Origin of the sequence: Deinococcus aquaedulcis (genome assembly GCF_019693445.1) — a bacterium.
GTDB classification, from domain to species: domain Bacteria; phylum Deinococcota; class Deinococci; order Deinococcales; family Deinococcaceae; genus Deinococcus; species Deinococcus aquaedulcis.
This window is the reverse complement of the sequence record NZ_JAHRBL010000021.1, coordinates 1-20,716: the sequence shown is the minus strand read 5'-3', so window position 1 is coordinate 20,716 and position 20,716 is coordinate 1. Positions and strand designations below refer to the sequence as shown.

At 62.2% G+C, this 20,716-nt stretch carries 22 protein-coding genes and 1 pseudogene; 16 read left to right on the top strand and 7 right to left on the bottom strand.

What is annotated here, in order from left to right; genetic code table 11:
- Positions 1 to 278 precede the first annotated feature (278 nt).
- The 7 genes and pseudogenes from KMW22_RS16850 to KMW22_RS16820 all read left to right on the top strand — a co-directional run.
- On the top strand, positions 279 to 1,568 hold the full coding sequence (locus KMW22_RS16850) for a transposase (protein ID WP_221091190.1): 1,290 nt from the start codon (positions 279 to 281) through the stop codon (positions 1,566 to 1,568).
- Between the two features lie 269 nt (positions 1,569 to 1,837).
- Positions 1,838 to 2,617 carry a 3'-5' exonuclease gene (locus KMW22_RS19465; RefSeq protein WP_328774742.1) on the top strand — a complete coding sequence of 260 codons (780 nt, stop codon included), beginning with the start codon at positions 1,838 to 1,840 and terminating at the stop codon, positions 2,615 to 2,617.
- 395 nt (positions 2,618 to 3,012) lie between these two features.
- Positions 3,013 to 4,083, top strand: a complete 1,071-nt coding sequence (locus tag KMW22_RS16840) for a competence protein CoiA (protein WP_221091189.1) — start codon at positions 3,013 to 3,015, stop codon at positions 4,081 to 4,083.
- Positions 4,084 to 4,187: 104 nt separating this feature from the next.
- Entirely contained in the window at positions 4,188 to 4,331 is a 144-nt protein-coding gene (locus tag KMW22_RS16835) for a hypothetical protein (protein WP_221091188.1), read from the top strand.
- 542 nt (positions 4,332 to 4,873) lie between these two features.
- Positions 4,874 to 5,494, top strand: coding sequence for a hypothetical protein (locus tag KMW22_RS16830; protein WP_221091187.1), 621 nt, complete (start codon positions 4,874 to 4,876; stop codon positions 5,492 to 5,494).
- A gap of 63 nt (positions 5,495 to 5,557) precedes the next feature.
- Positions 5,558 to 6,556, top strand: coding sequence for a radical SAM protein (locus KMW22_RS16825; RefSeq protein ID WP_221091186.1), 999 nt, complete (start codon positions 5,558 to 5,560; stop codon positions 6,554 to 6,556).
- A 144-nt stretch (positions 6,557 to 6,700) separates the two neighbouring features.
- Positions 6,701 to 7,759 (top strand): annotated as a pseudogene (locus tag KMW22_RS16820) (IS4 family transposase); the annotation flags it as partial.
- A 14-nt stretch (positions 7,760 to 7,773) separates the two neighbouring features.
- Here the strand turns inward: KMW22_RS16820 and KMW22_RS16815 are convergent.
- The 3 genes from KMW22_RS16815 to KMW22_RS16805 all read right to left on the bottom strand — a co-directional run bounded on the left by KMW22_RS16815 (position 7,774) and on the right by KMW22_RS16805 (position 9,563).
- A complete protein-coding gene (locus KMW22_RS16815; RefSeq protein ID WP_221091213.1) occupies positions 7,774 to 8,145 on the bottom strand; it encodes a hypothetical protein in 372 nt (123 codons plus the stop codon).
- On the bottom strand, positions 8,138 to 8,434 hold the full coding sequence (locus tag KMW22_RS16810) for a PadR family transcriptional regulator (protein ID WP_221091185.1): 297 nt from the start codon (positions 8,432 to 8,434) through the stop codon (positions 8,138 to 8,140). The genes KMW22_RS16815 and KMW22_RS16810 overlap by 8 nt, the downstream gene beginning before the upstream one ends.
- 112 nt (positions 8,435 to 8,546) lie before the next feature.
- On the bottom strand, positions 8,547 to 9,563 hold the full coding sequence (locus KMW22_RS16805) for an IS4 family transposase (RefSeq protein WP_221091184.1): 1,017 nt from the start codon (positions 9,561 to 9,563) through the stop codon (positions 8,547 to 8,549).
- 334 nt (positions 9,564 to 9,897) lie between these two features.
- Between KMW22_RS16805 and KMW22_RS16800 the strand changes: the two genes are divergently transcribed.
- Positions 9,898 to 10,104: a hypothetical protein gene (locus KMW22_RS16800; protein ID WP_221091183.1), complete on the top strand. Its 207-nt coding sequence runs from the start codon at positions 9,898 to 9,900 to the stop codon at positions 10,102 to 10,104.
- A gap of 73 nt (positions 10,105 to 10,177) precedes the next feature.
- Complete coding sequence (locus KMW22_RS16795) at positions 10,178 to 10,459, top strand: hypothetical protein (RefSeq protein ID WP_221091182.1); 282 nt, start codon at positions 10,178 to 10,180, stop codon at positions 10,457 to 10,459.
- Positions 10,460 to 10,617: 158 nt separating this feature from the next.
- Here the strand turns inward: KMW22_RS16795 and KMW22_RS16790 are convergent, their stop codons facing one another.
- A complete protein-coding gene (locus tag KMW22_RS16790; protein ID WP_221091181.1) occupies positions 10,618 to 11,268 on the bottom strand; it encodes a thermonuclease family protein in 651 nt (216 codons plus the stop codon).
- A 22-nt stretch (positions 11,269 to 11,290) separates the two neighbouring features.
- Between KMW22_RS16790 and KMW22_RS16785 the strand changes: the two genes are divergently transcribed.
- On the top strand, positions 11,291 to 11,557 hold the full coding sequence (locus tag KMW22_RS16785; RefSeq protein ID WP_221091180.1) for a hypothetical protein: 267 nt from the start codon (positions 11,291 to 11,293) through the stop codon (positions 11,555 to 11,557).
- A 190-nt stretch (positions 11,558 to 11,747) separates the two neighbouring features.
- The gene (tcmP, locus tag KMW22_RS16780) at positions 11,748 to 12,863 is read left to right on the top strand and encodes a three-Cys-motif partner protein TcmP (RefSeq protein ID WP_221091179.1); all 1,116 of its coding nucleotides are present in this window, start codon (positions 11,748 to 11,750) and stop codon (positions 12,861 to 12,863) included.
- Positions 12,864 to 12,865: 2 nt separating this feature from the next.
- Here the strand turns inward: tcmP and KMW22_RS16775 are convergent, their stop codons facing one another.
- Complete coding sequence (locus tag KMW22_RS16775) at positions 12,866 to 13,606, bottom strand: DUF5131 family protein (protein WP_221091178.1); 741 nt, start codon at positions 13,604 to 13,606, stop codon at positions 12,866 to 12,868.
- A 500-nt stretch (positions 13,607 to 14,106) separates the two neighbouring features.
- Positions 14,107 to 14,421, bottom strand: coding sequence for a hypothetical protein (locus tag KMW22_RS16770; RefSeq protein WP_221091177.1), 315 nt, complete (start codon positions 14,419 to 14,421; stop codon positions 14,107 to 14,109).
- A 103-nt stretch (positions 14,422 to 14,524) separates the two neighbouring features.
- Between KMW22_RS16770 and lexA the strand changes: the two genes are divergently transcribed.
- Genes lexA through KMW22_RS16750 form a run of 4 tightly spaced genes read left to right on the top strand, consistent with a single transcriptional unit; the run spans position 14,525 to position 17,095 of the window.
- Positions 14,525 to 15,163 (top strand): transcriptional repressor LexA, encoded by a 639-nt coding sequence (gene lexA / locus KMW22_RS16765; protein WP_221091176.1) that lies wholly within the window; start codon positions 14,525 to 14,527, stop codon positions 15,161 to 15,163.
- 2 nt (positions 15,164 to 15,165) lie between these two features.
- On the top strand, positions 15,166 to 16,419 hold the full coding sequence (locus KMW22_RS16760) for a DNA polymerase Y subunit UmuC family protein (RefSeq protein ID WP_221091175.1): 1,254 nt from the start codon (positions 15,166 to 15,168) through the stop codon (positions 16,417 to 16,419).
- The gene (locus KMW22_RS16755) at positions 16,416 to 16,658 is read left to right on the top strand and encodes a DUF6504 family protein (protein ID WP_221091174.1); all 243 of its coding nucleotides are present in this window, start codon (positions 16,416 to 16,418) and stop codon (positions 16,656 to 16,658) included. Before KMW22_RS16760 ends, KMW22_RS16755 begins: the two co-directional genes overlap by 4 nt.
- Positions 16,658 to 17,095, top strand: a complete 438-nt coding sequence (locus KMW22_RS16750) for a GNAT family N-acetyltransferase (RefSeq protein ID WP_221091173.1) — start codon at positions 16,658 to 16,660, stop codon at positions 17,093 to 17,095. Before KMW22_RS16755 ends, KMW22_RS16750 begins: the two co-directional genes overlap by 1 nt.
- 13 nt (positions 17,096 to 17,108) lie before the next feature.
- Here the strand turns inward: KMW22_RS16750 and KMW22_RS16745 are convergent, their stop codons facing one another.
- Positions 17,109 to 17,357, bottom strand: coding sequence for a hypothetical protein (locus KMW22_RS16745; protein WP_221091172.1), 249 nt, complete (start codon positions 17,355 to 17,357; stop codon positions 17,109 to 17,111).
- A gap of 8 nt (positions 17,358 to 17,365) precedes the next feature.
- Between KMW22_RS16745 and dnaE the strand changes: the two genes are divergently transcribed.
- Positions 17,366 to 20,521 (top strand): DNA polymerase III subunit alpha, encoded by a 3,156-nt coding sequence (gene dnaE, locus KMW22_RS16740; RefSeq protein WP_221091171.1) that lies wholly within the window; start codon positions 17,366 to 17,368, stop codon positions 20,519 to 20,521.
- Positions 20,522 to 20,716: the final 195 nt, after the last annotated feature.

Below are 20,716 nucleotides of genomic sequence, written 5' to 3'. Positions count from 1 at the left end.
CACGACCTCGGCTTTACCCCTGTGCCCCCCTGCTGGCCCTGGCATGCTGGCGAGCTGTGCCACAGGAGCTTAACGCCAGTACGAAGGTGGCCCCTTGCCCGCACTGCGGGCAAGAGGCCAGACGCCGCTGGGATGTGACCCGCAAAGCCCTCGACCTGCACCTGGACACGCCAGCGGTGCTCCAGGTGCGGGTCAGTGTCCACCGATGCGTGCCCTGCGGCCGGTATTTCCGCGCTCAGCCCCCATTTTTGCGCAAGGGCGCCACGTACACGCAGCGGGTGTTTGACAAGGCCCTGCAAACCGTTGAACAGGACGGTGTGCCGTTTTGCCGCACACCCGCACGGTTGGCCCGCGACTTTCAGGTGCAGCCGTCGGCCACCACGGTGAGGCGTTGGTTTCATGCCCCACGGGATGAAGCGTCAGCCGCATCCCAGCACCACACCTTCAGCGGTGTGCTGTGCGTGGACGAGGTGTATCAGCGCGACAAAGCCATTCTCCTGGCGGTGGATCCGCACAGCCCGGCGCCCTTCCTGGCCACGCAGGTGATCGTGGATCACCTGCAACCCGCGCACCTGGAAGCCTTTTTTCAGCGATTGAAGGCTGAAGGCGTCACACCGCGCCAACTCGTGACCGATGAAAGCCGTCTGTATCCAGCTGTCGTGACGAAGGTCTGGCCAGAGGTCACCCATCAGCGCTGCCCCTTCCATGTGGCGAAGAACATGCACGAGCGGCTCAGTGAAGTGCTGCGCACCTGGCGGCGCGGCTTACCCACCCCGCCGGTGAATCCCACGAAGAGGCCCTCATTACGGGGCCGGGCGCGCGATCAGGATTCACCACTGGCCCAGCGGAAAACCGCTGCCATGCACGAGGTGTTCCGGCTGCGGGAAGCCGGGCTGTCTCAAGGGGCCATCGTGCGCATCACCGGCCATGGCATCAATACGGTGAAAAAGTGGCTGGCCGGTCCCCGGCCAGCGGAAGGTACAGCAGAGGGACTGTCGAGTGAAGCCGCCAGCCCACCCCCGCCGGGGTGGACGTCCTGGGCGCAGGTAGGACAGGTGCGCAACAGCCTCATGGGGCACAAAGGCTGGCTCCTGGGACAGGCAGCCCGATGGACAGAAGAGCAGCGCACGCGCTTTGCCGTGCTACTGGACTCTCCGTTGGGCGAACAGGTGCGCACGGTGCGGGCCCTGATTGAAGGCTGGGCGGCGCTCTGGCGCCGCCCAGATGGTGCCCGCCCAACCGTGGCGGAGAGTCGGCAACACTTCGACGCGTGGGTCAAGGACCCACGCTTTCAGACCGATCCCACGATGAGCAGTTTGGTCAAGCGACTGGCCGGCAAGTTCGACCACTTGGTGCCGTTTTTGAGTGAGCCAACCTGGCAGGGAACGAACAATGCGGCTGAGCGGGCAGCGCGGGCGTTTCGTCGCTGGCAGCGCCCGCACTACCGGTTGCGGACGCAACGGTCCATTGAGCGGCAGCTGGCTGGAAAAGCGAAGGGGGTAATTCAGCCCCTGATGCCGGTTGGACGCTGTGTCAGAGGGCGTTCCATCATGACGGCTGCGCTGTAATTTGGCGGCAGTGCAACGTGAACGGCGAAGTCTCTTTCTTACCCTATCTACACGAAAGCAGGCGATTTTGTTCGATATGGACACTACTTTTCTTTTTTGCGAACTTGTGTTACTCCTGAAGCCAGGAGGTCAACCAGATGCCTGATGCCCCGTTCACGCTTGCGCCTCAGCCCACCCTCCCCCATTACGTGTGGTGGGGCGACGTTCCAGATGGCCTGCTGACCAAAACTGCTCTACGCGCTGAAGGACTCAAGCCAGGGGGGCCGGTAGTGGCCACCGTGCGCTACGGCCGCCGTGGGCGCTATCAGGAGACAGTGCTGTACGACCGCGCGCAGGCGGTGCCCCGACCCCAGGCCACTCCCGCCCAACTGGCGGCGCTGGAGAAGGCCGGACAGGTCCGCAAGAAACATGAACAGCGACGGCGCGAGGAGGAAGCGGCTCAGCTTGCACAGGACGAGGCGGACTGGCAGGCCTGGCTTGACGACCAGGCGGCCCAGGGGCGCGCGGCCCTGCGCGAGATCGTGGCGCGCGGCAACTGGGTCACGCTGGACACCGAGACGACGGAGCTGGACTGCCCCGAGGTGGTGGAGATCGCCGTGGTGGCGCCCGGCGGCGAGGTCCTGCACCAGAGTCTGGTGCGGCCGGTGGGTCTTGTCAGCGAGGGAGCGCGCGCCGTGCATGGCATCACGGATACCGAGCTGGCCACGGCGCCGGGCTGGCCGGAGGTCTGGGCCCAGGTGCGGCCGCACATCGAGGGGAAAGAACTGGTGGCCTGGAATGCGGGATTTGATCAGGACGCCATGCAGCGCTCAAGCCGCCTGCAGGGGCTGGAGTTGCCTGACCTGGACTGGCGCTGTGCGATGAGCGCCGCTGCGCCGATCTGGGGTGAATGGAGCGACTACTGGGACGGCTTTCGGTACGTCTCGCTGGCCGAAGCCTGCTGGCGTGAGGGTGTGCAGGTGTCCAGCCCGGCCCACCGGGCGACCGGCGACGCGCAGCGGGTCGCGGCGCTGCTGGTGGCCATTACCACCACCGCCGAACCGCAGTGACGTTCCGGCCATCTGGCCGGCTCATGGTGGCGCCCGCCCTCGGCTTTCCATACACCGAGGGCGGGTAGATGCTGGCAAACTCTGCATGGCCTTTCCTGAGGCGGTTGCCGTCCAGCATGTAGAGAACGAATTCGGCGGTCACTTTGAGGATGTGGATAGTTTTCACGGGTTATAGAGAGCATGGGGGCCGGGCATTGGCTTTTGCTCAAAGGCAGTTTTTCGGCCAAAAGTCTGCTCCTGCATCACTTACCTTCGCCATTTACTGCGTCCTGAACATACTTATTTCATGTCTAGGCAGATTTTTGGCAATTTGGGCTTGTATGGGGGGTCGGGAGTTTCAGTGGGGGTGGGCCACGCCCCCTATTGATTGATGTTCCGAAATGCCACCATAGGGCATGCCTCTGCGTGCGCTGCTGGACGGTGCGGATCTCAACGCCTGGAACCAGGAAACGGAGACTTGGGCGACGCTCAAACAGACCTACCGGCAGCGGCAGTTGCGGACCGTCTGCTGTGATCAGCCAGCCGTACCCAAGACCAGCAGTTTGGGTACGTTCTTTTTCGCTCACCGGCAACGCGGCGACTGCACGTCTGCCTCAGAGACTCCAGAGCACTTGCTGGCCAAAAGTGTGATCGCGCAAGCTGCTCAAGACGCCGGCTGGCATGTGGTGACCGAATGTCGGGGCGTTACGCCGGAGGGTGAAGTCTGGATTGCTGATGTGCTGGTTCAGAAGGGGGATCACCGCATCGCGTTTGAGGTGCAGTGGTCGCCTCAGACCCTGGCGGACACCGTGGCCCGGCAAGCACGATACAAGCAGAGCGGCGTGCGTGGCCTCTGGCTGAAGCGGCGCCGAGCACGAGAGCGCGTGCCTTTTGAAGATGAGACCTACGACCAGGATGCCACGCCCATCTTTGGCCTCCAGCACGACGAGTCGCACTTCAGTGTGCAGCCGTTTGACGTTCCGCTGAGGGATTTCGTGCAGGGGGCACTGAGCCGCCAGCTGCTGTACTGGCCCAGAGGGGTCCAGTCTGCCCGGCTGGGCGTGACGACCACCGCACTGACCTGCTGGCGCTGCAAGCGGGAGACCAATGTGATCATTGACGTTCACCTGGCGCATCCGCGTCATCCCGAGATCTACCTCCTGCGCAACTGGGACGAAGGGGGCATGTGGAGTGGCGAGTCCCCTGTCAAGCAGCTCCTGGCAGACGTCTTCACCGCAGAGCGGCGCCGAATGCTTCATCTCGGGGCCATCAAGCCCAGGGCGAGTAAGACGGTGCGGCAAACCTATCTGAGTCAGGGGTGCGCGCACTGCGACGCGCTGCAAGGAGACTTCTTCATCATGGAAGCTCAGCACGAGGCCTACGCAGACGGTTCGGCCCGGCCTCCTCAGCAGTGGTGGCCCGTGCGGTTTGATTTTTCTACGGTGGGCGGCGCCGAGTGGCACTTCATGTCAAGGCCCGCGACCTGACCGTTCGGCGGGTTGCGGGCCCTTTCGATGCATCGTGTTTGGCCGATCAGGGCCTGGGGTTGCCCTCGCCTGGCGCCTGGACGTGGGCCAGACTGGCCGACCAGGTGGCCGGCGACGAGAACATGCGCTCGGTCGTCTGGTCCACATGGGCGGACTGGCTCAGGGTGACCGGCGCCGACCTGAAGGCCCCCGAAGAGAGGCTGGATATCTCATTCGTGGCGCCTTTGCATGACGACTGGCACGTCTGAGGCGGAGTAAACAGCGCCAAGAGGACACAGAGAATGGTGGTGACAGCGCTGCTCCTCCCGAGGTCAGTCAAAAAGGGGAGGAGCGTCTTCCAGGGCACCCGCGGCCGCCAGGTGTGAAGGAGTGCAAGGACGAAAACAAGCGCCAGCATTCCGAGATCCACAACTGCGTATTCCATAGTCTTTCTCCTGCTCTGCATTGAGAATGTGTCTGGCCCCTTACTACCGATCAAAACTCTGTAGAGGTGCGCCAGAACGCTCTTTCCTCACGGACCGCACGAGGCCGCCGACGCCCATGCTCGCGTACTGAGTTGTGTTATGATGTTGATGTTTCACTCACAACACCGGACACTCTCTGTTTGTAAAAAGGAGGGTTTTTAGTGGATACGTAATTGTCTTGTCCGGCGGCTCTTTCGTCACGGCAATTTTCGTAGGCCAGATGGCATTACAGCTTGTTGAGGCTGTGTGCAGAATGTTGCTTGTAGTTTTGAGTATGCAGTCTCAATACTAGTGAGCGCTTTTTTATCTTCAGTAATAGGAGATGTATGAAGTCCGAGGATCTATTGAGATTCCAGGGTAATGACGTGCTCCAAAAATTAAATTTAATGTATCAGGACTTTCGTGATGACCCTAAAACGGTTGAATCTTTTGTGGATGACCCCACGGACTTTATTGCAAAGAGGGTTTTATTAGAATCCCAACCAAATATCATTCCTCAAGCGGTGTCAAGGTCGAACAAGTTCTTATTTTCTGTCCTTAGTAATGAAAGATTTAGAGAATGGGTTCGGGAATACCAAGATGAATTGAATGAAAGATTTAAAGACCCAATCAATAATAATAAATCTTTGGGTGATATTTTGCCCAGAGAGGAAGTTATTAAAAAATTTGTTGAGGCGATGTACGAACATGGTGATAAAGATATTCTATACAATTTTGTTGCAAATATCGACATTTCCGATAAAACGGAATCAGAGGCTGTGGTTACACATGACGTGGCGGTGGTGACAGCTATAGCAGTCGCACTTATTGTAGTAGTTACGGCGATAGATATAACTCCGCGCACCTCACATATATTGTCAAACACGATGTTATCAGCCAATGATTTACGATCCTTGTCAGAAGCAATGATCAAAAGAGTAGAAAGCCTCAAAGGCCCAGACGCCTGAAAGTAGATTATGTTGCACAAAAATTACTACATGTTAGGGCACGTCCAGAGAACACTGTCTATAATGTTAACGTATCAATGTACAGCCCAATGCCAATACTGTGGAACCTTCAGTTCTCCCAATGATAAGAACAAGATTGATTTACAGACTGCTATCTCTGCAATAGATCAGGCCAAGGAGTTGGATTTTGGCAATATAGTATTTACGGGCGGAGAAGCTACTATCGAGTGGGAGAGTTTGGTGTCAAGTATAAAATATGCCAAATCTAAGGGGTTTCCCGTACGTCTAGTAACGAATGCACACTGGGCCTCCTCCGACGACCAAGCCAATGCAAAAATAATGGAGCTGAAAGCTGCTGGTCTGGATGAAATTAATTATAGTACTGGAAATCAGCATATTAAATTCATCCCTCTGTCTAATATATATCGTGCAATCTCGGCATCTCTTTCAAATCGCTTAACAACTGTGCTTATTATTGAGCTGCATAAGAATAGTTTAGTAAGTAAAGATAAAGTACAATTTGAAATCGATAGATTAATAGATAGTGATCTTATAAAAAGATACTTCAAGATTATTGAAAGTCCTTGGATGCCGACAAACCCTGATAAAGTAGGAGAATATCCGAGCGGATTATTAAAGAATAAGAGCAATATCGATTCTTGCACTGGATGCGATAGTGTATTACAGACATATGTTCTGCAAGGCGACGGGCGAATTAGTTCCTGTTGTGGTTTGGGCATGAGGATGATTCCAGAATTACAGGATTCATCTGCCACTAGAGAAGTGTTTTTAGAAGAATCTATAAAAAGTTCTACAAATGATTGGTTTAAACTTGCACTAAAATATATAGGCCCAGAGAAAATATTAGCCTGGGCTGCGGAAAAAAACAAAAACATCGTGTGGGAAGACATGTACGCTCATAGATGTCAATCTTGTATACGCATATACAAGGACCGCGAAGTGCGCTCTACAATTAAAGAGCACTTCCGTGAGCTTGTAGCTGATCTTTGTTTTTCTATATATTTGGACGAGAAATTAGCGTTGATTTCGGCTAATCGCTAGCTGACTACCCCTCAAAACGCGGCATAAGAGCGGAAAGAGTGCTCCAGGACGCGGGCGAAGGGTGGAGCAGCAAGTCTTGTAGCTGACTACCAGTCAAAACTCCTGAGGCAAGAGAAAAGTCGGCTCCAGTAGCGTGTTTCTGCGATGAAGACACGTCAGAGCCGACACCCCTACGATACCTTGCAGACCGCGCTGCGATCTGCGTTTCCTATCGACGCCCGGCGCCTTGAGGTGTTGGCGGCCCTGGTCCTGGCCATGGTGCAAGCCCGCAGTGTCGTGTTGTACACGCTGAAGACCCATGTTCATTTGCCCGGTTCTCTTGACACGCGGTATCAGCGGTTGCGGCGCTTTGTGCGCTTCGAGTTTCCCGATCATCTCTTTGCACGCTTTGCGCTGTCCTTCCTCCCAGACGGCGAGTTGCACCTCATTCTGGACCGGACAAACTGGAAGCTGGGCAAACAGGACATCAATATTCTGCTGCTCTCTGTCGTGTGGGACGGCTTCAGTCTGCCGCTGATGTGGACGCTGCTCCCCCATGGGGGAAGCAGTTCGCAACAGGTGCGCGAAGCGCTCCTGACCCGGTTTCTCACGTGCTGTCCAGACCGGTCTATTCAGAGCCTGTTGGCAGACCGAGAGTTCATTGGCACGACGTGGTTCACGTTTTTGGAGGCGCACGGCATTGCACCCTGTATCCGCCTCCCGGCCACAGCCACCATCGGAACTGGCAAACTGCCGGTCTGGGCCTGCTTCAAAAAGCTCCAGACGGGCGAGGTGCGCCGCTGGCACCGCCGGATGGTGGTCTAAGGCGTGTCTTTGCGCCTGTGTGCCACCAAAAATGCGGCTGGAGACGTCCTGTATCTGGCGTACCGTGGCCACGCTTCCGTCAATCTCCACCGCTATGCTCAGCGCTGGCAGGCGGAAAATTTGCACGCCGCGCTCAAGACCAGAGGCTTCAACCTGGAAGACACCGGTCTGACGCAGGCCGAGCGCGTGTCAACCTTGCTCACCTGCGTATCCGTTGCCTTTATCTGGGCCTGCGTCACGGGTCAGCTCCTGGCCGCCAAGCAGCCCGTAAAACGGAAGAAACACGGACACCGCATGGTGTCCGTGTTCCGACTGGGCCTTGATCATCTCCAAGATCTTCTGCTCCACCCGTCGCCTTCATCTTGGCGGGCCCGCCAGGCCCTCATGCTGAGCTTCGAATGTTCGTCGAGGTGTCATGGTCCATACCAAGGCGCACCCTTGAGGTCCTCTTCTTTGATTCGAAAGAACAGGACGACTCGGACAGGAACCAACAAAAGCCATTTCACAGCGGCCATGATCAGTTGAACAAATGCGCGCAGATGATTTTCCTGCGCCTGGAGGGTCGCCACACCACAGCCCACGACGAACGCGAGGATCTGCCATGGGGTCTCGAATTCGTCCAGATGTGTGAGCCATTCCTGCGCCCGAATCTCTCGGCGCTTGGGAAGATGCTGCGCGAGAGCGAGAAGCCATCGTTCAGCGCGGTGGATGATCAGACGTTCAATCAGGAGACCGAGTAACGCAAGAGACAACAGGATCAGCACGCCATACAGGATGTTAAGCATGGGGAACGCCTCCTTGCAGAGTGGCGAGAAGCGCATGTCGCTCTCTCTCAAAGGTGCGCATGCCTTCACCTGTGAGGCTATAGAAGCGTCGAGGACGACGGCCTGCGAGATGAGGGTCAATGTCTTCCCAGGTTCCGGTGAGCAAACCGGCGTCTTCGAGTTTGTCCAGGATGGGATAGAGCGTTCCACTGCCCAGACTGAGCGTTTTGGAGAGGGAGAGACCGTAGTGCGGTTCAGTGTCGTGGTACAGCAGGGCCAGCACCCGCAGGGCATTGGGGGTCAGACGCATTCCGCGAGGCATGCTCCTACTTTCGACTATGGGTGTGCGACTGTCAAGCGGAAGCGCAAGAACGCAGTCGATCAAAGCGCTCTCGGCGCCCATCCAGGGGACGTTCTACCTTCTATGCCGAGTTTTGACTGGTAGTTAGGTCTTGTAGGGTGTCGAGGCCGAGCCGAAAGACGCTGATCTCGGCGTAGCCGTGCTTTTTGCGCTTCACCTGCTGCCGTGCGGCGACGAACTCGCCTGTGAGACACGACCAGACGAAGGCAAGCGAGACGGCGACGAGCAAGGTCGAGAGTCGAGTGGCCCTCATCAAGCCAGTATCTTCGAGATTGAAGCCGCGGGTCTTCAGAGCAGCGTGCAAGTTCTCGCACTGCCACCGCATCGCGTAGCGCCGCAAGTTCGGGCCAGAGAAGCCCTGGTAGGCGAGATAGAGCATCTCCCCAGCGGCGTTCTTCGTCGCCAGGACGCGCAACTTGACGCCGTAGACCTCGGCCTTGGAATGCCACACGCGCACCTCGCCCTTCTGAAGCTTGCGGAAACACGCCCACACGGGCACGCCGTTCAGCTTCGATATCGCTTGCAATCGGATGCAAGGAGCGATACCGTTTTGGTCGAGCAACGTGAACCAGTCGCGTCCGACGAACTCCCGGTCTGCAAGCACACCTGCGACCTTGCGCTCGCCTCGTAAAGCGAGAAAGCGCGCCAACAGCGCGTTGCGGTCAACTTGAGCGCTACTGCCGCCGTGGGGCAAGAGGATCCAAAGCAGGGGAAAGCTAAACGACTTCCAAGTGGCTGAAAGCAGCAAGATGTTGACATCGCTTTTTCCGAGCTTCCAGTTGGTGCGGTCAAGGATGAGCCAGAGGTCGCCGGGCGGGAGGAGCTTGAGGACGAACGCCGTGTACAAGCCGTCAGGCATGGTGAATCGCACGAAGCGAAGCAGACGCTGGTAACGGACAGCGCGGGTACCAGACAAGGCGACGTGGTTTTTAAGCGTGTATAGCACGACGCTTCGTGCTTGCACGATGGCGAGGACGAGGGCCGTGAGGACGGCGAGGCGACGTGCGTCAAGAACGAACGCCGCCTTCAGGGCGGCGTGTAGGGTATCGTGTGGGGGTCGGCTCCGAGTGTTGTTCATCGCAGAAAACACTGTACTGGAGCCGACTTCTCACGCCTCCCTCACGTTTTGAGAGGTAGTCAGGTCTGGCCCAGTGCCGTCTCTAGCCTGCATGCCCGGCTTCTTTGAAACTCACGGTCCGGTCAAGACCGCGCCTTGAGTTGAGCTTGAGCGTGCGCATAGCCACCCTTCATAGGACAGTGAATGCGGTTCGGGTGCCTTCCTCCCCTCCCCGATTAGAGCGTGAGTTCACAGAGCGAACTGACGACATAGCAGAACGCAAGTCCTCTTCTGCTTCAGTTCGCGCCGCCTGACATTGGCCTGCGGCGCAGGTCAGAGACGCTAGGCTCAGGGCGTGACGTTTCAGCCCGGCCGCCCACTGCCCAGTGATCCCCAGACCACCTCCGAGCGCACCCTGTACCATGCGCCCCGGCAGAGCGGCCCCCTGGCCACCATGACCCGCGAAGGCGGCACCTGGCAGCGGCGCCAGCTGCATGGCGAGGTGTCTGACGGGTACGGCACGGGGGGCTGGAACGATCTGCAGACCTGGCTAAAGAAGTAAGGGCCAGACCACCTGAAGGGACCACGAGCGTCCGGCTCGGGATGAACTAGGGGTCACCCGCTAGGCTGGGCGCGTGTCCAGGCCCACTCTGATCCTTCCACCCGGCGCGACTTTCACCACCGACACCAACGCTGGCCGCACCCTGATCATCCTGCGCGCCGGCGAGCGCGCCGGCGCCGCCGCCCTGGCCGTGCCTTGCACGCCCGAGGTGCTGCAGGTTGCCCAAACGCGCCTGCTGACTGACCTGGCCACCTTGCCACTCTGCCCTGCCGGTCAGGTGCCCGTGGTCTTGCACCAGCGCCTGCCCTCGGGGTGGATGACCCTTTACCGCCGCCCCGGTGCCCGCGTGGCCTGAGCCTGGCGCTTACGGTCTGGCGGCGTTCGCAATGACCCAGTGCAGCACGCCCCAGGTCGCCAATGCGCACAGGCCCCCCATCAACACTGCGGCGCTCAGGGCCAAGGCCATCCGCAGCAGCTCCCGTTGCCAGGCGGCGCGCGGCAAGCGCCCGCGCTTCATTCGCACGCCACCCCATCACCGTCCCGGTCCAGCTTCGGGGCGTAGCCCGGCTGGCCCCGCAGCAGCGGGGCCTTGCCCGCCGCCCGCACCGCTGCGCAGTTGGCATAGCTGATGTTGCTGGGCGCCGGGGGCGTGGCCGGGGTGCTGGGCCGGGGGGTGCCCGCCGTCGCCGGGTTGCTGGGGTTTTGGCGGTAGGCCCAGGGGTCCTGGTAGGTGCCGGCATAGACGCCTTTCTTTGCCGCCTTGGCCTGCTGGGCGCTGCCCACATACACCTGGCCGCCGTACTGGAGATACGGCAGCGCCCAGCCCTGCTGCACCAGCCAGCGGTTGACCTCCACGGCGCCCACGGTGCAGACCGCCACCATGCGCCCGTATCGGTCGGTGTCCTTGCGGGTGCAGGTGACATTTTTGTTGCGCACCAGCTGCGCCAGGGCGTTGGCCGCCGCCCGTCCGCAGCCGTACACCTGGCCGCTCCGCGTGCAGGTCTGACTGGACTCCGGCGCGTCCACCCCCCAGAGGCGGATCTTCGTCCCGCGAATTTGCAGGGTGTCCCCATCGGTGACCGTGGGAATCCCCGTGATGCTGGCGGGCACCTGGGCAGAGGCAGTGAAGCTCAGCGCAAGGAGCAGGGGCAAGAGGCGGGGCATGGCGTCAGCGTAACCTGGCCGCATGCACCCAGCGGCCCTCTCCCCTGTTGAACTCGCTGACCTGCTGGACCTGGCCTACCGCGCCGATCAGGGCCAGGACGTGGACGCGCCCAGCGCCGAGACGCGCCAGGCGCTGGCGGATTATCTGGGCTGCCACGAGGAGGCCCGCGAGTCCGCCTGGACAGTCTGGCGCCAGGCGCTGCGCGAGGCGGGTGAAGACACCGGCGACGCGGAATACTGGCTGGACGTGGAATTTATCGAGCCGTGCCATGAAGAGCAGCGTGTCTAACCTCAGCGGAGACGGTGTGCTTGCCCGTGGTCGCATTGTTGAGCGTCAGGAAATCGACCGTTGCCCGTGGTTTCGTTCGAACCGATGCAAAACTTCAGCACCGCTGGCTCTTATGTTTCATACTGAACGCCAGACCCACAGCACAGCCTATTGACCAAATTGCGCGTAGCCATTTCAGGAGGACCCGCCTTTGCCCGCCCCAGACGACTTCTTTAACGACTCCCAACGCCTGGCCTCCAAAATCAAGACCACTATCGTGGTCAAGTATTTCAAGCCTTGGCTCGACATCATGACCAAGCGCGTACCGAAGGTGGGGTACGTGGACCTGTTTTGTGGGCCTGGCAAGTTTGTGAATGAAGCTGGAGAAGAGTTTCCGTCAACTCCTCTTCAAATTCTCGATCTGGTGGCCGAGTTTCCGACATTGACCTCAACGTTACATCTGCATTTCAATGATGCAGACCCTGCCCACGCGGCCAGCTTGCAGGCAGCGATGGAAACTCATCCCGCGTGGGACCTAATCTGTCAAAGAGTCAGTATTACCAGTGAAAGGGTCACCGCGGAAAACGTCAGGGCTTGGATTCAGCCATACCCCGCTTTGTATTTTCTCGACCCTTTTGGATATGGTGGTTTCACGTTCGATGATCTGGACCGCATTGTGCGTGAGCATGGCAATGATTTGTTGTTCTTCTTCAACTACAACCGGTTTAACCCCGAATTAAATCATCCAGATCTTCACATTCGTCGTCAGCCCGAGATTCTGTTGGGCACGCAAAGCTACGGACAACTTCAGGCCAAAATTCAGTCCATAACGGCTCCTCCCCAGCGGCAAGCGATCATCACAGATCACCTTTGGACTCAGCTGGAGCGTGGCGGCTTTCCTCAGCACTTTGTTGTGCCGTTTGAATTCAAATTTGGTGATCGAGACCGAACCAGCCATTACCTGGTCTTCGTGTCCAAGAATGCGCGGGCTCGCAAAATCATTCGCGAGGTTATGGCCAGTATGCGAACGGATCGTGCTGGAGGGAGTTTCGAGTTTAACCCTCACGCGTTGCAGGGGGGGCTATTCAATGGGCATTTTCTCTTGGGAGACGAGCTATGTCGTAAGTTCGCTGGGCGCACCCTCGCCGTGCAGCAGATCATCGTAGAACATGACGCCGCGAACCCCCGCTCTCCCTATGTCGAGAAAGATTACAAAGCGACGCTGAAACAGCTGCGTGACAGCAATCACATCACGGTAATCAAGCCCGACGGTAGAACGGTGCCAGCACACCAGATGCCGGACACCGCTCTTGTGACTTTCAGGTGAGTTCAGTCAGCGCTCAGTTCCACTACTTCATCCTCTAGAGAGGCCAGCAGCGCAGGCATCTCATCCCAGACCCGACCGTCCAGAAGGCGGCCATTCTTCTTGGGCGTGGCTCCGCCCCACTGCTTATGGAAAAACGCGACTCCGCCTGCCTGACACTGGTCCCGGATGTTGCGGACCCATTCCTCTTCAATAGGACGATGACGGCGGCCTGACTCTCCGCCTGTGATGACCCAATGAATCCCGGTGAGGTCTAGCGTCAGTGGCCCCAGCAGAGGCTCGCATGACAGAAATCGGACTTTGGCTGGCACCTGCCGAAGAGCATCAATGCGGCTCGTATACTTCTGGGTCTCAACGGAGACGCCCATCCACACGTTGTCGGGCCACGGCAGAAGGTGAGCAACTTCGGCGAGTCGGTCACCTCGCTTGGTCAGTACCTGGAAAACATGATGCGGGCACGCTTCCATGACCTCGAATATCTGTTTGAGATAACTCAACGGCATCTGTTCGTGGAACAGGTCAGACATCGAATTAACAAAAATTCGGCTGGGTGTTCGCCAGCTCTTTGGCTGCTCCAGCCGTTGAGGGTGGATCGTAAACGCAAATCCTTCTGGGAATGTGTTCTTAAACCGTTTTGTGATTTCCTCGGCGTAACAGTTTTTGCAGCCAGCCGAAACCTTGGTGCAGCCCGTGGTGGGGTTCCACGTCTTGTCCGTCCATTCAATCCCCGTTTTACCCCTCGCCATACCTGTACTCCTTGCCACCCAAGCCTTCAGGCCGATGGCTCGTCAGGATGCCGTTCTCAGCGCTACTCATTACCGGCATCATACACAGTTCGTGATCTGGCTGTGGCCAATTTGTGGCCCTATTGGGTCCACAGCATGCTAGCCTAGTTGTGTGCCCCCAGAAGCGGCCCTAGTCGGAAACACCTCAACGAAAGACAAGGTGGTCAAGGTGAGAATGACGGAGGAGCATTTTGCTCTGTTGAGCCAAGCAGCTGCCCTCCAGGATCTTCAGGTCAGCACATGGATGCGCCAAGTCCTCCTGCGAGAGGCACGGACGCTGCTGAATGAAGAACGCGAAAGGCAAACACAGAAATCGGCGTAAACCCTCGGTTACAGCAAATTGATATGCGACTTGGCTGATCCGCATGGCAATGATCCCAGCAGAGGCAGCGAAAGTCATCAGGCCTCACAACCCATGCTGATTTGCCATGCCATCTGTTGTCCTGGGTGTCCACTTCCCCTCATTCCCCACCCAGCTCTAAACCCTCAAAAGCCAGACTTAGCACCTCACCCACCCGCTCGCGCACCACACCCGCCTTTTCTGCAAAGGTGCCACTCAGGCGAATGTCGTTGGCCTTGGCCACCGTCAGGACCACGCCCGTCTGCGTCCCATAGAGGTCTTGCAGCGCAGCCGTGACCTCGCCTTCGAGCGCGCGCACCACCCGGGTCATGTCAGGGGCCGGCTCCTTGACCGGTTTGCCCTTCTCATAGCGCACCCTGGGCGCTGGCTGGGCCAGCCGAATTTCAATCGCGCGAACCTGAGTCCCTGGTTCCATAAAGCCCTCCTCTGGATGGGCGGGCTTGACGCCCAATCCTGGTGTCGGTCACTATACGTCAAACTATCGAAGGAATCTTCGATAGTCCTGGAGTGACCTGACTATGCCCCCCCGCCTGACCCCCCTAAGAGTGACCCTGCTGCGGCTGATCGCGCGCCTCACCCGTGAAGGGGGCGGGCCGCCCAGCGCCGCCGAACTTGCCCGCGCCGCCGGGCTCGGCGAGCCCACGGTCTCGTTCCACCTCAAGGCCTTGACCGAACTCGCGCTGATTGAGCGCCAGGGCCCCCGGGGCCGCCTGCTGCTCACCGACGCCGCGCGCCTGGCCATTCAAGACGGCATCCCGATCTACGGCCAGATCGCCGCCGGGGCCCCGATCCTGGCCGAGCAAAGCCCCGACCACGTGACCCCTTCCCTGGATTCACTGCTAGGGGTCAAAGAGGGCGATTTCCTCTTGCAGGTGCGGGGCGAGAGCATGGTCGGCATCGGCGTGATGGACGGCGATTACGTGCTGGTGCGGCCCACGCAGGAAGTCCTGGACGGGGAAGTCGCCGTGGTGTTGATTCCCGGTGACAATGCCGCGACGCTCAAGCGGCTGTATCACTTCGGCCCCGACATCATTCTGGTGAGTGAAAACCCGGCGATGGCCCGCATGTCCTACCCGGCCGGCGACGTGCAGGTGCAGGGCCGGATGGTGGCCCGCATGGGCATGGCGGCGCCGCGCCCCCTGAACCGGAGGCCCTGAGCATGGCTGGGCGCAAGCTGAGCACCATCGCCTGCGTCCTGCTCTCCCCCTGGCCGCTGGTGCACGTCCAGCGCCAACACCCCGGCGTGCCGGTGGCGGTGCTTAACGAAGCGCGCCGCGTGGTGCAGGCCTGCCCGCTGGCCCAGGCGCTCGGGGTGCAGCCCGGCCTGCGCGAGGTGGCCGCCCTGTCGCGCTGCCCGGACCTGCACGCCGAGGTGGTCCCCGCGCCGGAAAGCCGCGCCGTCTGGGCCGAACTGCTGGAGCAGCTGTATGCCCGGTATAGCGACCGCGTTGAAGGGCGCACGCCGGGCGTGGCGTTCCTGGCCCTGTCGGCACCCGCCGCGCGCGACCTCGCGGCGGCCATGCATGCCCCCGTGGGCCTGGCCACGAGCCGCGAACTGGCCCAGCTGGCGGCCCTGCGGGCAAAACCCGGCGAAGTGCGCGAGGTGGGCCAGGGCACAGCGGAGCAGGCGTTCCTGAAGTTGGCTCCCCTGGCGCATCTCGGGGCCCTCAGCCTTCCCCCGGCCGCCGTGGAGAGACTGCATTTCCTCGGCTTGCGCGACCTGGGCGGTCTGATGGGCTGGAGCGCCGCCCAGCGCGAAAGTTTTCTGGGCGTGGACGTGGGCAAGCGGGTCAACCGCTTTTTGAAGGGCGAGCGCACCACGGCCGTCGAGAAGTACCCGCCCGGCCAGGTGCTGGACGCCAGCCTGGCCTTCGACGCGCCTCTCACCGAACCGGCGCAGGGGGACGCGGCGCTGCGTGACCTGGTGTCGGCGCTGATCACCGACCTGCGCGGGCGCCTGGCGGCCACCCTCACCGTGCAGGCCGAGACGCTGGGCGGCACGCTGAGCGCGACCCGGCAGCTGAAGTGGCCGCTGGACGAGGCCGCCCTGGTCCGCGTGGCAGGTCTGGCGTTGGGCGACACGGGCGCGCTGCCCCTGGGCGTGGACCGGCTGCGGGTGCAGTTGGGGGGCCTCGCGCAGCCCAGCCGCATGGTGGGCCTGTGGGCAGGCCTCGCCGAGCTGGAGGTGACCAAGACGGTGTTGAGTCGCTTTCCCGAGGCGCTGGTCCGTGTCGAATGGCTGGACCCGTATGCCTACGCCACTGACGCCCAGTACGCCTGGGTGGACTGGGTGACCGGGCAGGTGCGCCCAGGCCGGATGACCCCCCGCCCCCTCGCAGTGCCCAGCAAGGCGGCGCGGCATGAACGCGCCGTGCAGCGGGTGCTGGCCTTCTTTGAAGGGCACGACGCATGAAGGCCGTGCAGCAGGAGGTGCAGGTGGATACCCAGGACGGTGCGCCCCGCCGGCTGATCTGGGCCGGCCAGGCGTACCCCGTGCAAGCAGTAAGCGACGAGTGGCGGTACGGCGGTCGCTGGTGGCTGGGCGAGCCCGGGCGCACCTGTTACCTGGTGCAGGCGGGGGCGCTGACCGCCGAGCTGCACCGCGAGGACGGTGAGGCTGGCCGCTGGTGGCTGGCGAGGATGGTGGACTGATGTACACGAGCATTCGGACCGTGGCGCTGCCAGGCGGGCTGCAGGGCGACCTGCAGTGGTCCCGCGACGAGCTGGGCACCCTCTGGCGGCTCTACCCCCAGGGTGGCGGACTGCACCTGGCCCACGCGTACACGGCGGTTCACGGTGACCTGCTGCGGCTCAATGATCTGCACGTCAAGGCCACGGCCCTGGTGCCGTATGCGCATCCGTTCTGGGGCCGCCTGGGGCGACGCGAGACGGTGGCGCTGCGGGGCCTGGGGCTGGGCAGCCTGCTGCTGCGGGAGATCCAGCAGGAAGCCCGGCGCCGGGGGCTGCGGGGGGTGACCGGCACCTTCACCCCGGAGCGGCCCGGCGACGCCCCGAGGCTGCGTGCGTTCTACACCCGCCACGGCTTCACGCTGACGGGGACGGACCTCCGGTGGGTGCCCGGTGCCTGAGCCGCCTGCCGCGTCAGGCGGGGTCCAGCGTCGGGGCGTGCTGCAGGGCGCTGGCGTCCGCGAGCACCTGACTCAGCTCCCCGAGATGGCGCACCGCGACCCAGGCGCGGCCGGTCCAGACCTGCACCTGACTTCCTTCACCCCGGAAGTGCAGCAGGCCCACCACCGCGACGGGCTGCCGGTCCTGCACGGCCCAGGTCACGGCGTCCCGATGCACCCCGAAGGCACGTTTCAACTCGGTGAGCAGCTTTTCCCGGGTCACGGTCTCATATGACCACGCCCAGGACGCTGAATGCACTCCTGGCTTGCCAATCCTTTTTCAGTGAGGGCCGTTCCACCGTCAGCCCCCGCCGGCTGGTGCAGGCCGCTGCGCGCGCTGGCTTCTCTGCTGTGGGCCTGGCCGACTGGTGCAGCGTGGCCGGGGCGGTCGAACTGTGCGACGAGGCCCAGGCCCAGGGGCTGCAGGCCATCATCGGCGTGACGCTGCCGTTGCAGTTCCCCAGTCCACCCCGGGCGAGTGCCCCCACCCAAGTCTTCCCGCTGGTGCTGCTGGCCCGCAGTCGGGAGGGCTACACCACGCTGTGCGAGCTGATCACGATGGTCAATCTCCAGCACCCGGAGGGCCTGCCGCTGGACGCGCTGCGCGAGGTGGGCGGTCAGGCCCAGGACCACCTGATCTGCCTGACCGGGGGCCGCAACGGCTTTCCGACTGTGCTGGGCGAGGCCCGCGACCTGGCCCGCGCGGCCATGTATCTGCGCCTGCTGCGGGGGATTTTCCCGTTTGCGCTGTACGTGCAACTGGCGCATGGCCAGGCGCCGCAGGAACGCCGGCGGCTCAGTCTGCTGCGCGGCCTGGCGCGCGACCTCGAACTGCCGGTGGTGGCGGCGCCAGAGGTCTGTATGGCTGAGGCCGCCGACTACCCGCTGCTGGACGCCCTGACCTGCGCCCGGTTGGGGATCGATGTCCAGACCCCCCACCCCGAGCGGCCCCGCAACGACGCGCGGCAGGTGGGCACGCCCGAGGGCTGGGCGGGGCTTCTCCCCTTCCCGGATGCCTTGCTCAACGCGCAGACCCTGGCGGGGCAATGCGCCCTGCACCTGCCCCCCGAACGCCTGCACAGCCCCGAGCCCACCCTGCCGCCGGGCCAGACCGCGCAGCGGGTGCTGGAGGCCCGGGTATACGGCGCGCTGCCCGACCGGTATCCAGAAGATCAGCGCCGCGTGGCCACCGAGCGCCTGCGCGCCGAACTCGCCACCGTGGCGGAACTCGACCTGGCAGGCTTTTTCCTCACGGCCAGCGAGGTGACCGACTACTGCCGGGCCCACGGCATCCTGGCGGCCGGTCGGGGGAGCGCGGCGGGCAGCGTGTTGTGCTTCCTGCTGGGGATCACCCTCTCGGACCCCCTGCGGCACAACCTGCTGTTTGAACGCTTCCTGCACACCGGTCGCACCTCCATGCCCGATGTGGACATTGACATCGCCAGTTCCCGCCGCGATCAGGTGCTGCGCTGGGTGGAAGAGCGCTGGGGCCTGGCCGGCGCCGGGGAGGCGATGGTGGCCAACCGCATTACCTACCGGCTGCCGAGCGCCGTGCAGGACCTGGGCCGCGCGCTGGGTCTGCCCCCGGAGCTGCGCGACCGGCTGAGCCGGGCCCTGGGGCGGGACTACCGCCACCACCGCCCCCACCGGGCGAGGGAAGCCGAATCAATGTTCACTGAGGTCCTGGGGGAGGCCCCCGTCAAAGAGGCTTTGCTGAACCTGCTGGAGCGGATCGAGCCCCGTTTTGTCCGGCACCTGGCCCCGCACAGCGGCGGGGTGGTGCTCAGCCGTGAGGCCCTGACCGCCTACAGCCCCCTGACCCGCAGCTCCGGCGGCATCCGCATGCTGACCTTCGATAAAGACGATGTGGAGCGGTTGGGATTGATCAAGCTCGACCTCCTGGGGTTAAGGATGCTGGGCGCACTGGAACGCGCGCGTGAGGAAGTCCTGCGCCTGACCGGGCAGTGGCTGCCGTATGGCGAACTGCCCGACGACCCGGCCGTGTGGCGCGAGATCGGGACTGGGGACACGATGGCGCTGTTTCAAATCGAAAGCCCGGCCCAGGTGCAGATGACCGCCCGGCTGCAACCGAAGGACATGACCCAGCTGGCCCACCAGATCGCGCTGATTCGCCCTGGACCGATCCAGAGCGGCACCGTGCATCCGTATGTCCGGCGGGCTAGAGGCGAGGAGCCCATTCCGGAGTTGCCCGAACCCCTAGCCACGATCCTGGCGCCCACGCACGGGACGCTCTTGTTTCAAGAGCAAATCCTCCGGATCGCGGTGCACTACGCCGGGATGACCTGGCCAGAGGCTGACCGCTTCCGGTCCAGGCTGAGTAAGGTGGAGAACGAGGCTGAAAAGGCCCAGCTGCGCCAGGCGTTCGTGGACGGTGCGGCGGCCACCACCGGCGCCTTCCCGTGGGAAGCGGAAGCGGTTTTCGAGACCTGCGCCGCCTTCCGGGGCTATGGGTTCGCAGAAAGCCATGCCCACGCGTTCGCCGCCCACAGCTACGCGAGCGCGTACCTGCGCCGCCATTATCCAGCGGCGTATTTCGCCGCTTTCTTGACGGAAGCGTCTGGGATGTGGCCCGCCAGCACGATTGCGGGCGAGGCCCGCCGCCGGGGGGTCCGCCTGGCGCCGGTGTGTATCAACCGCAGTGGGGTGAACTACCGCGCCGAAACGGCGCAAGTTGTCCGTGTCCCGCTCTGCGCCGTTGCAGGGGTCAGCGAGGACACGGCCCGTCTGATCGTGCAGGAGCGGCTGGTGGGGGGCAAGTTCCTGTCGGTGGAGGACTGCTACGACCGGGTGGCCTTGACGAAGGACGCCCTGGAGGCGCTGGTGAAGGCTGGGGCCTTCGACGCAGTGGACCGGCAGAAGAACCGGCGCGAAGCCTATTACGTGCTGACCACGGTGGCACATGCCCGGCCGCCGGGCACCCGGGCGCTGCTGGCGCCGGACGCGCAGGCGCCCGACCTGCCCCAACTTGACCTGGATGAGCAGGCAGCACTGGACCTGGCCCTGACCGGCACCACCGCCACCGGGCGCCATCCCCTGGACGCGCACCGGGCACGGCTGCGCGACCTGGGCTGCGCGGCGCTGGCCACCCTGAAACATGGCGCGACCGTCTGGGCCGCCGGGGTGGTGGTGGCGCGGCAGCGGCCCCCCACTGCGAAGGGCTTTGCCTTTTACGTGCTTGAGGACGCCACCGGGCGCGTGCAGGCGGTGATCAGCCCCGACCTCTGGGAAGCGCACCGGGCCCTACTGCGCGACGCGCGGGCCCTGATCGTGCAGGGGCAGGTGACTCGGCTGGGCCGGGCAGTCACGCTGCGGGTGGACCGACTGGCCGAGCTGCCGCTGCGGCTGGGTGGGGAGGCGGCGGATTAGTACCGGAGCAAAGCATCAACAGGGCGGGGGGCGAGGTGACCCCTCTTCTTTGTTTCATGATTCCATGATTTCAAGAAAGCCCCAGTGGGGCTGGCCGTCCATGTGAATCCCCTGCGGGGACCAGGCCCCCAAGGCAGCGGCGTTCCTCACGTCACGCCGCAGGGGGCCTTTTCACATTCCCGTCCCTGACCTCGC

Excerpts from the sequence above, each read along its gene's own strand:
- KMW22_RS16840 (WP_221091189.1), top strand. The coding sequence starts at position 3,013 with ATGCCTCTGCGTGCGCTGCTGGACGGTGCGGATCTCAACGCCTGGAAC.
- KMW22_RS16775 (WP_221091178.1), bottom strand. The coding sequence starts at position 13,606 with ATGGCGAGGGGTAAAACGGGGATTGAATGGACGGACAAGACGTGGAAC.
- KMW22_RS16790 (WP_221091181.1), bottom strand. The coding sequence starts at position 11,268 with ATGCCCCGCCTCTTGCCCCTGCTCCTTGCGCTGAGCTTCACTGCCTCT.
- KMW22_RS16825 (WP_221091186.1), top strand. The coding sequence starts at position 5,558 with ATGTTAACGTATCAATGTACAGCCCAATGCCAATACTGTGGAACCTTC.
- KMW22_RS16755 (WP_221091174.1), top strand. The coding sequence starts at position 16,416 with ATGAAGGCCGTGCAGCAGGAGGTGCAGGTGGATACCCAGGACGGTGCG.
- KMW22_RS16785 (WP_221091180.1), top strand. The coding sequence starts at position 11,291 with ATGCACCCAGCGGCCCTCTCCCCTGTTGAACTCGCTGACCTGCTGGAC.
- KMW22_RS16810 (WP_221091185.1), bottom strand. The coding sequence starts at position 8,434 with ATGCGTCTGACCCCCAATGCCCTGCGGGTGCTGGCCCTGCTGTACCAC.
- KMW22_RS16760 (WP_221091175.1), top strand. The coding sequence starts at position 15,166 with ATGGCTGGGCGCAAGCTGAGCACCATCGCCTGCGTCCTGCTCTCCCCC.
- KMW22_RS16830 (WP_221091187.1), top strand. The coding sequence starts at position 4,874 with ATGAAGTCCGAGGATCTATTGAGATTCCAGGGTAATGACGTGCTCCAA.
- KMW22_RS16805 (WP_221091184.1), bottom strand. The coding sequence starts at position 9,563 with ATGAACAACACTCGGAGCCGACCCCCACACGATACCCTACACGCCGCC.
- lexA (WP_221091176.1), top strand. The coding sequence starts at position 14,525 with ATGCCCCCCCGCCTGACCCCCCTAAGAGTGACCCTGCTGCGGCTGATC.
- KMW22_RS16815 (WP_221091213.1), bottom strand. The coding sequence starts at position 8,145 with ATGCTTAACATCCTGTATGGCGTGCTGATCCTGTTGTCTCTTGCGTTA.
- KMW22_RS16770 (WP_221091177.1), bottom strand. The coding sequence starts at position 14,421 with ATGGAACCAGGGACTCAGGTTCGCGCGATTGAAATTCGGCTGGCCCAG.
- KMW22_RS16750 (WP_221091173.1), top strand. The coding sequence starts at position 16,658 with ATGTACACGAGCATTCGGACCGTGGCGCTGCCAGGCGGGCTGCAGGGC.
- dnaE (WP_221091171.1), top strand. The coding sequence starts at position 17,366 with ATGACCACGCCCAGGACGCTGAATGCACTCCTGGCTTGCCAATCCTTT.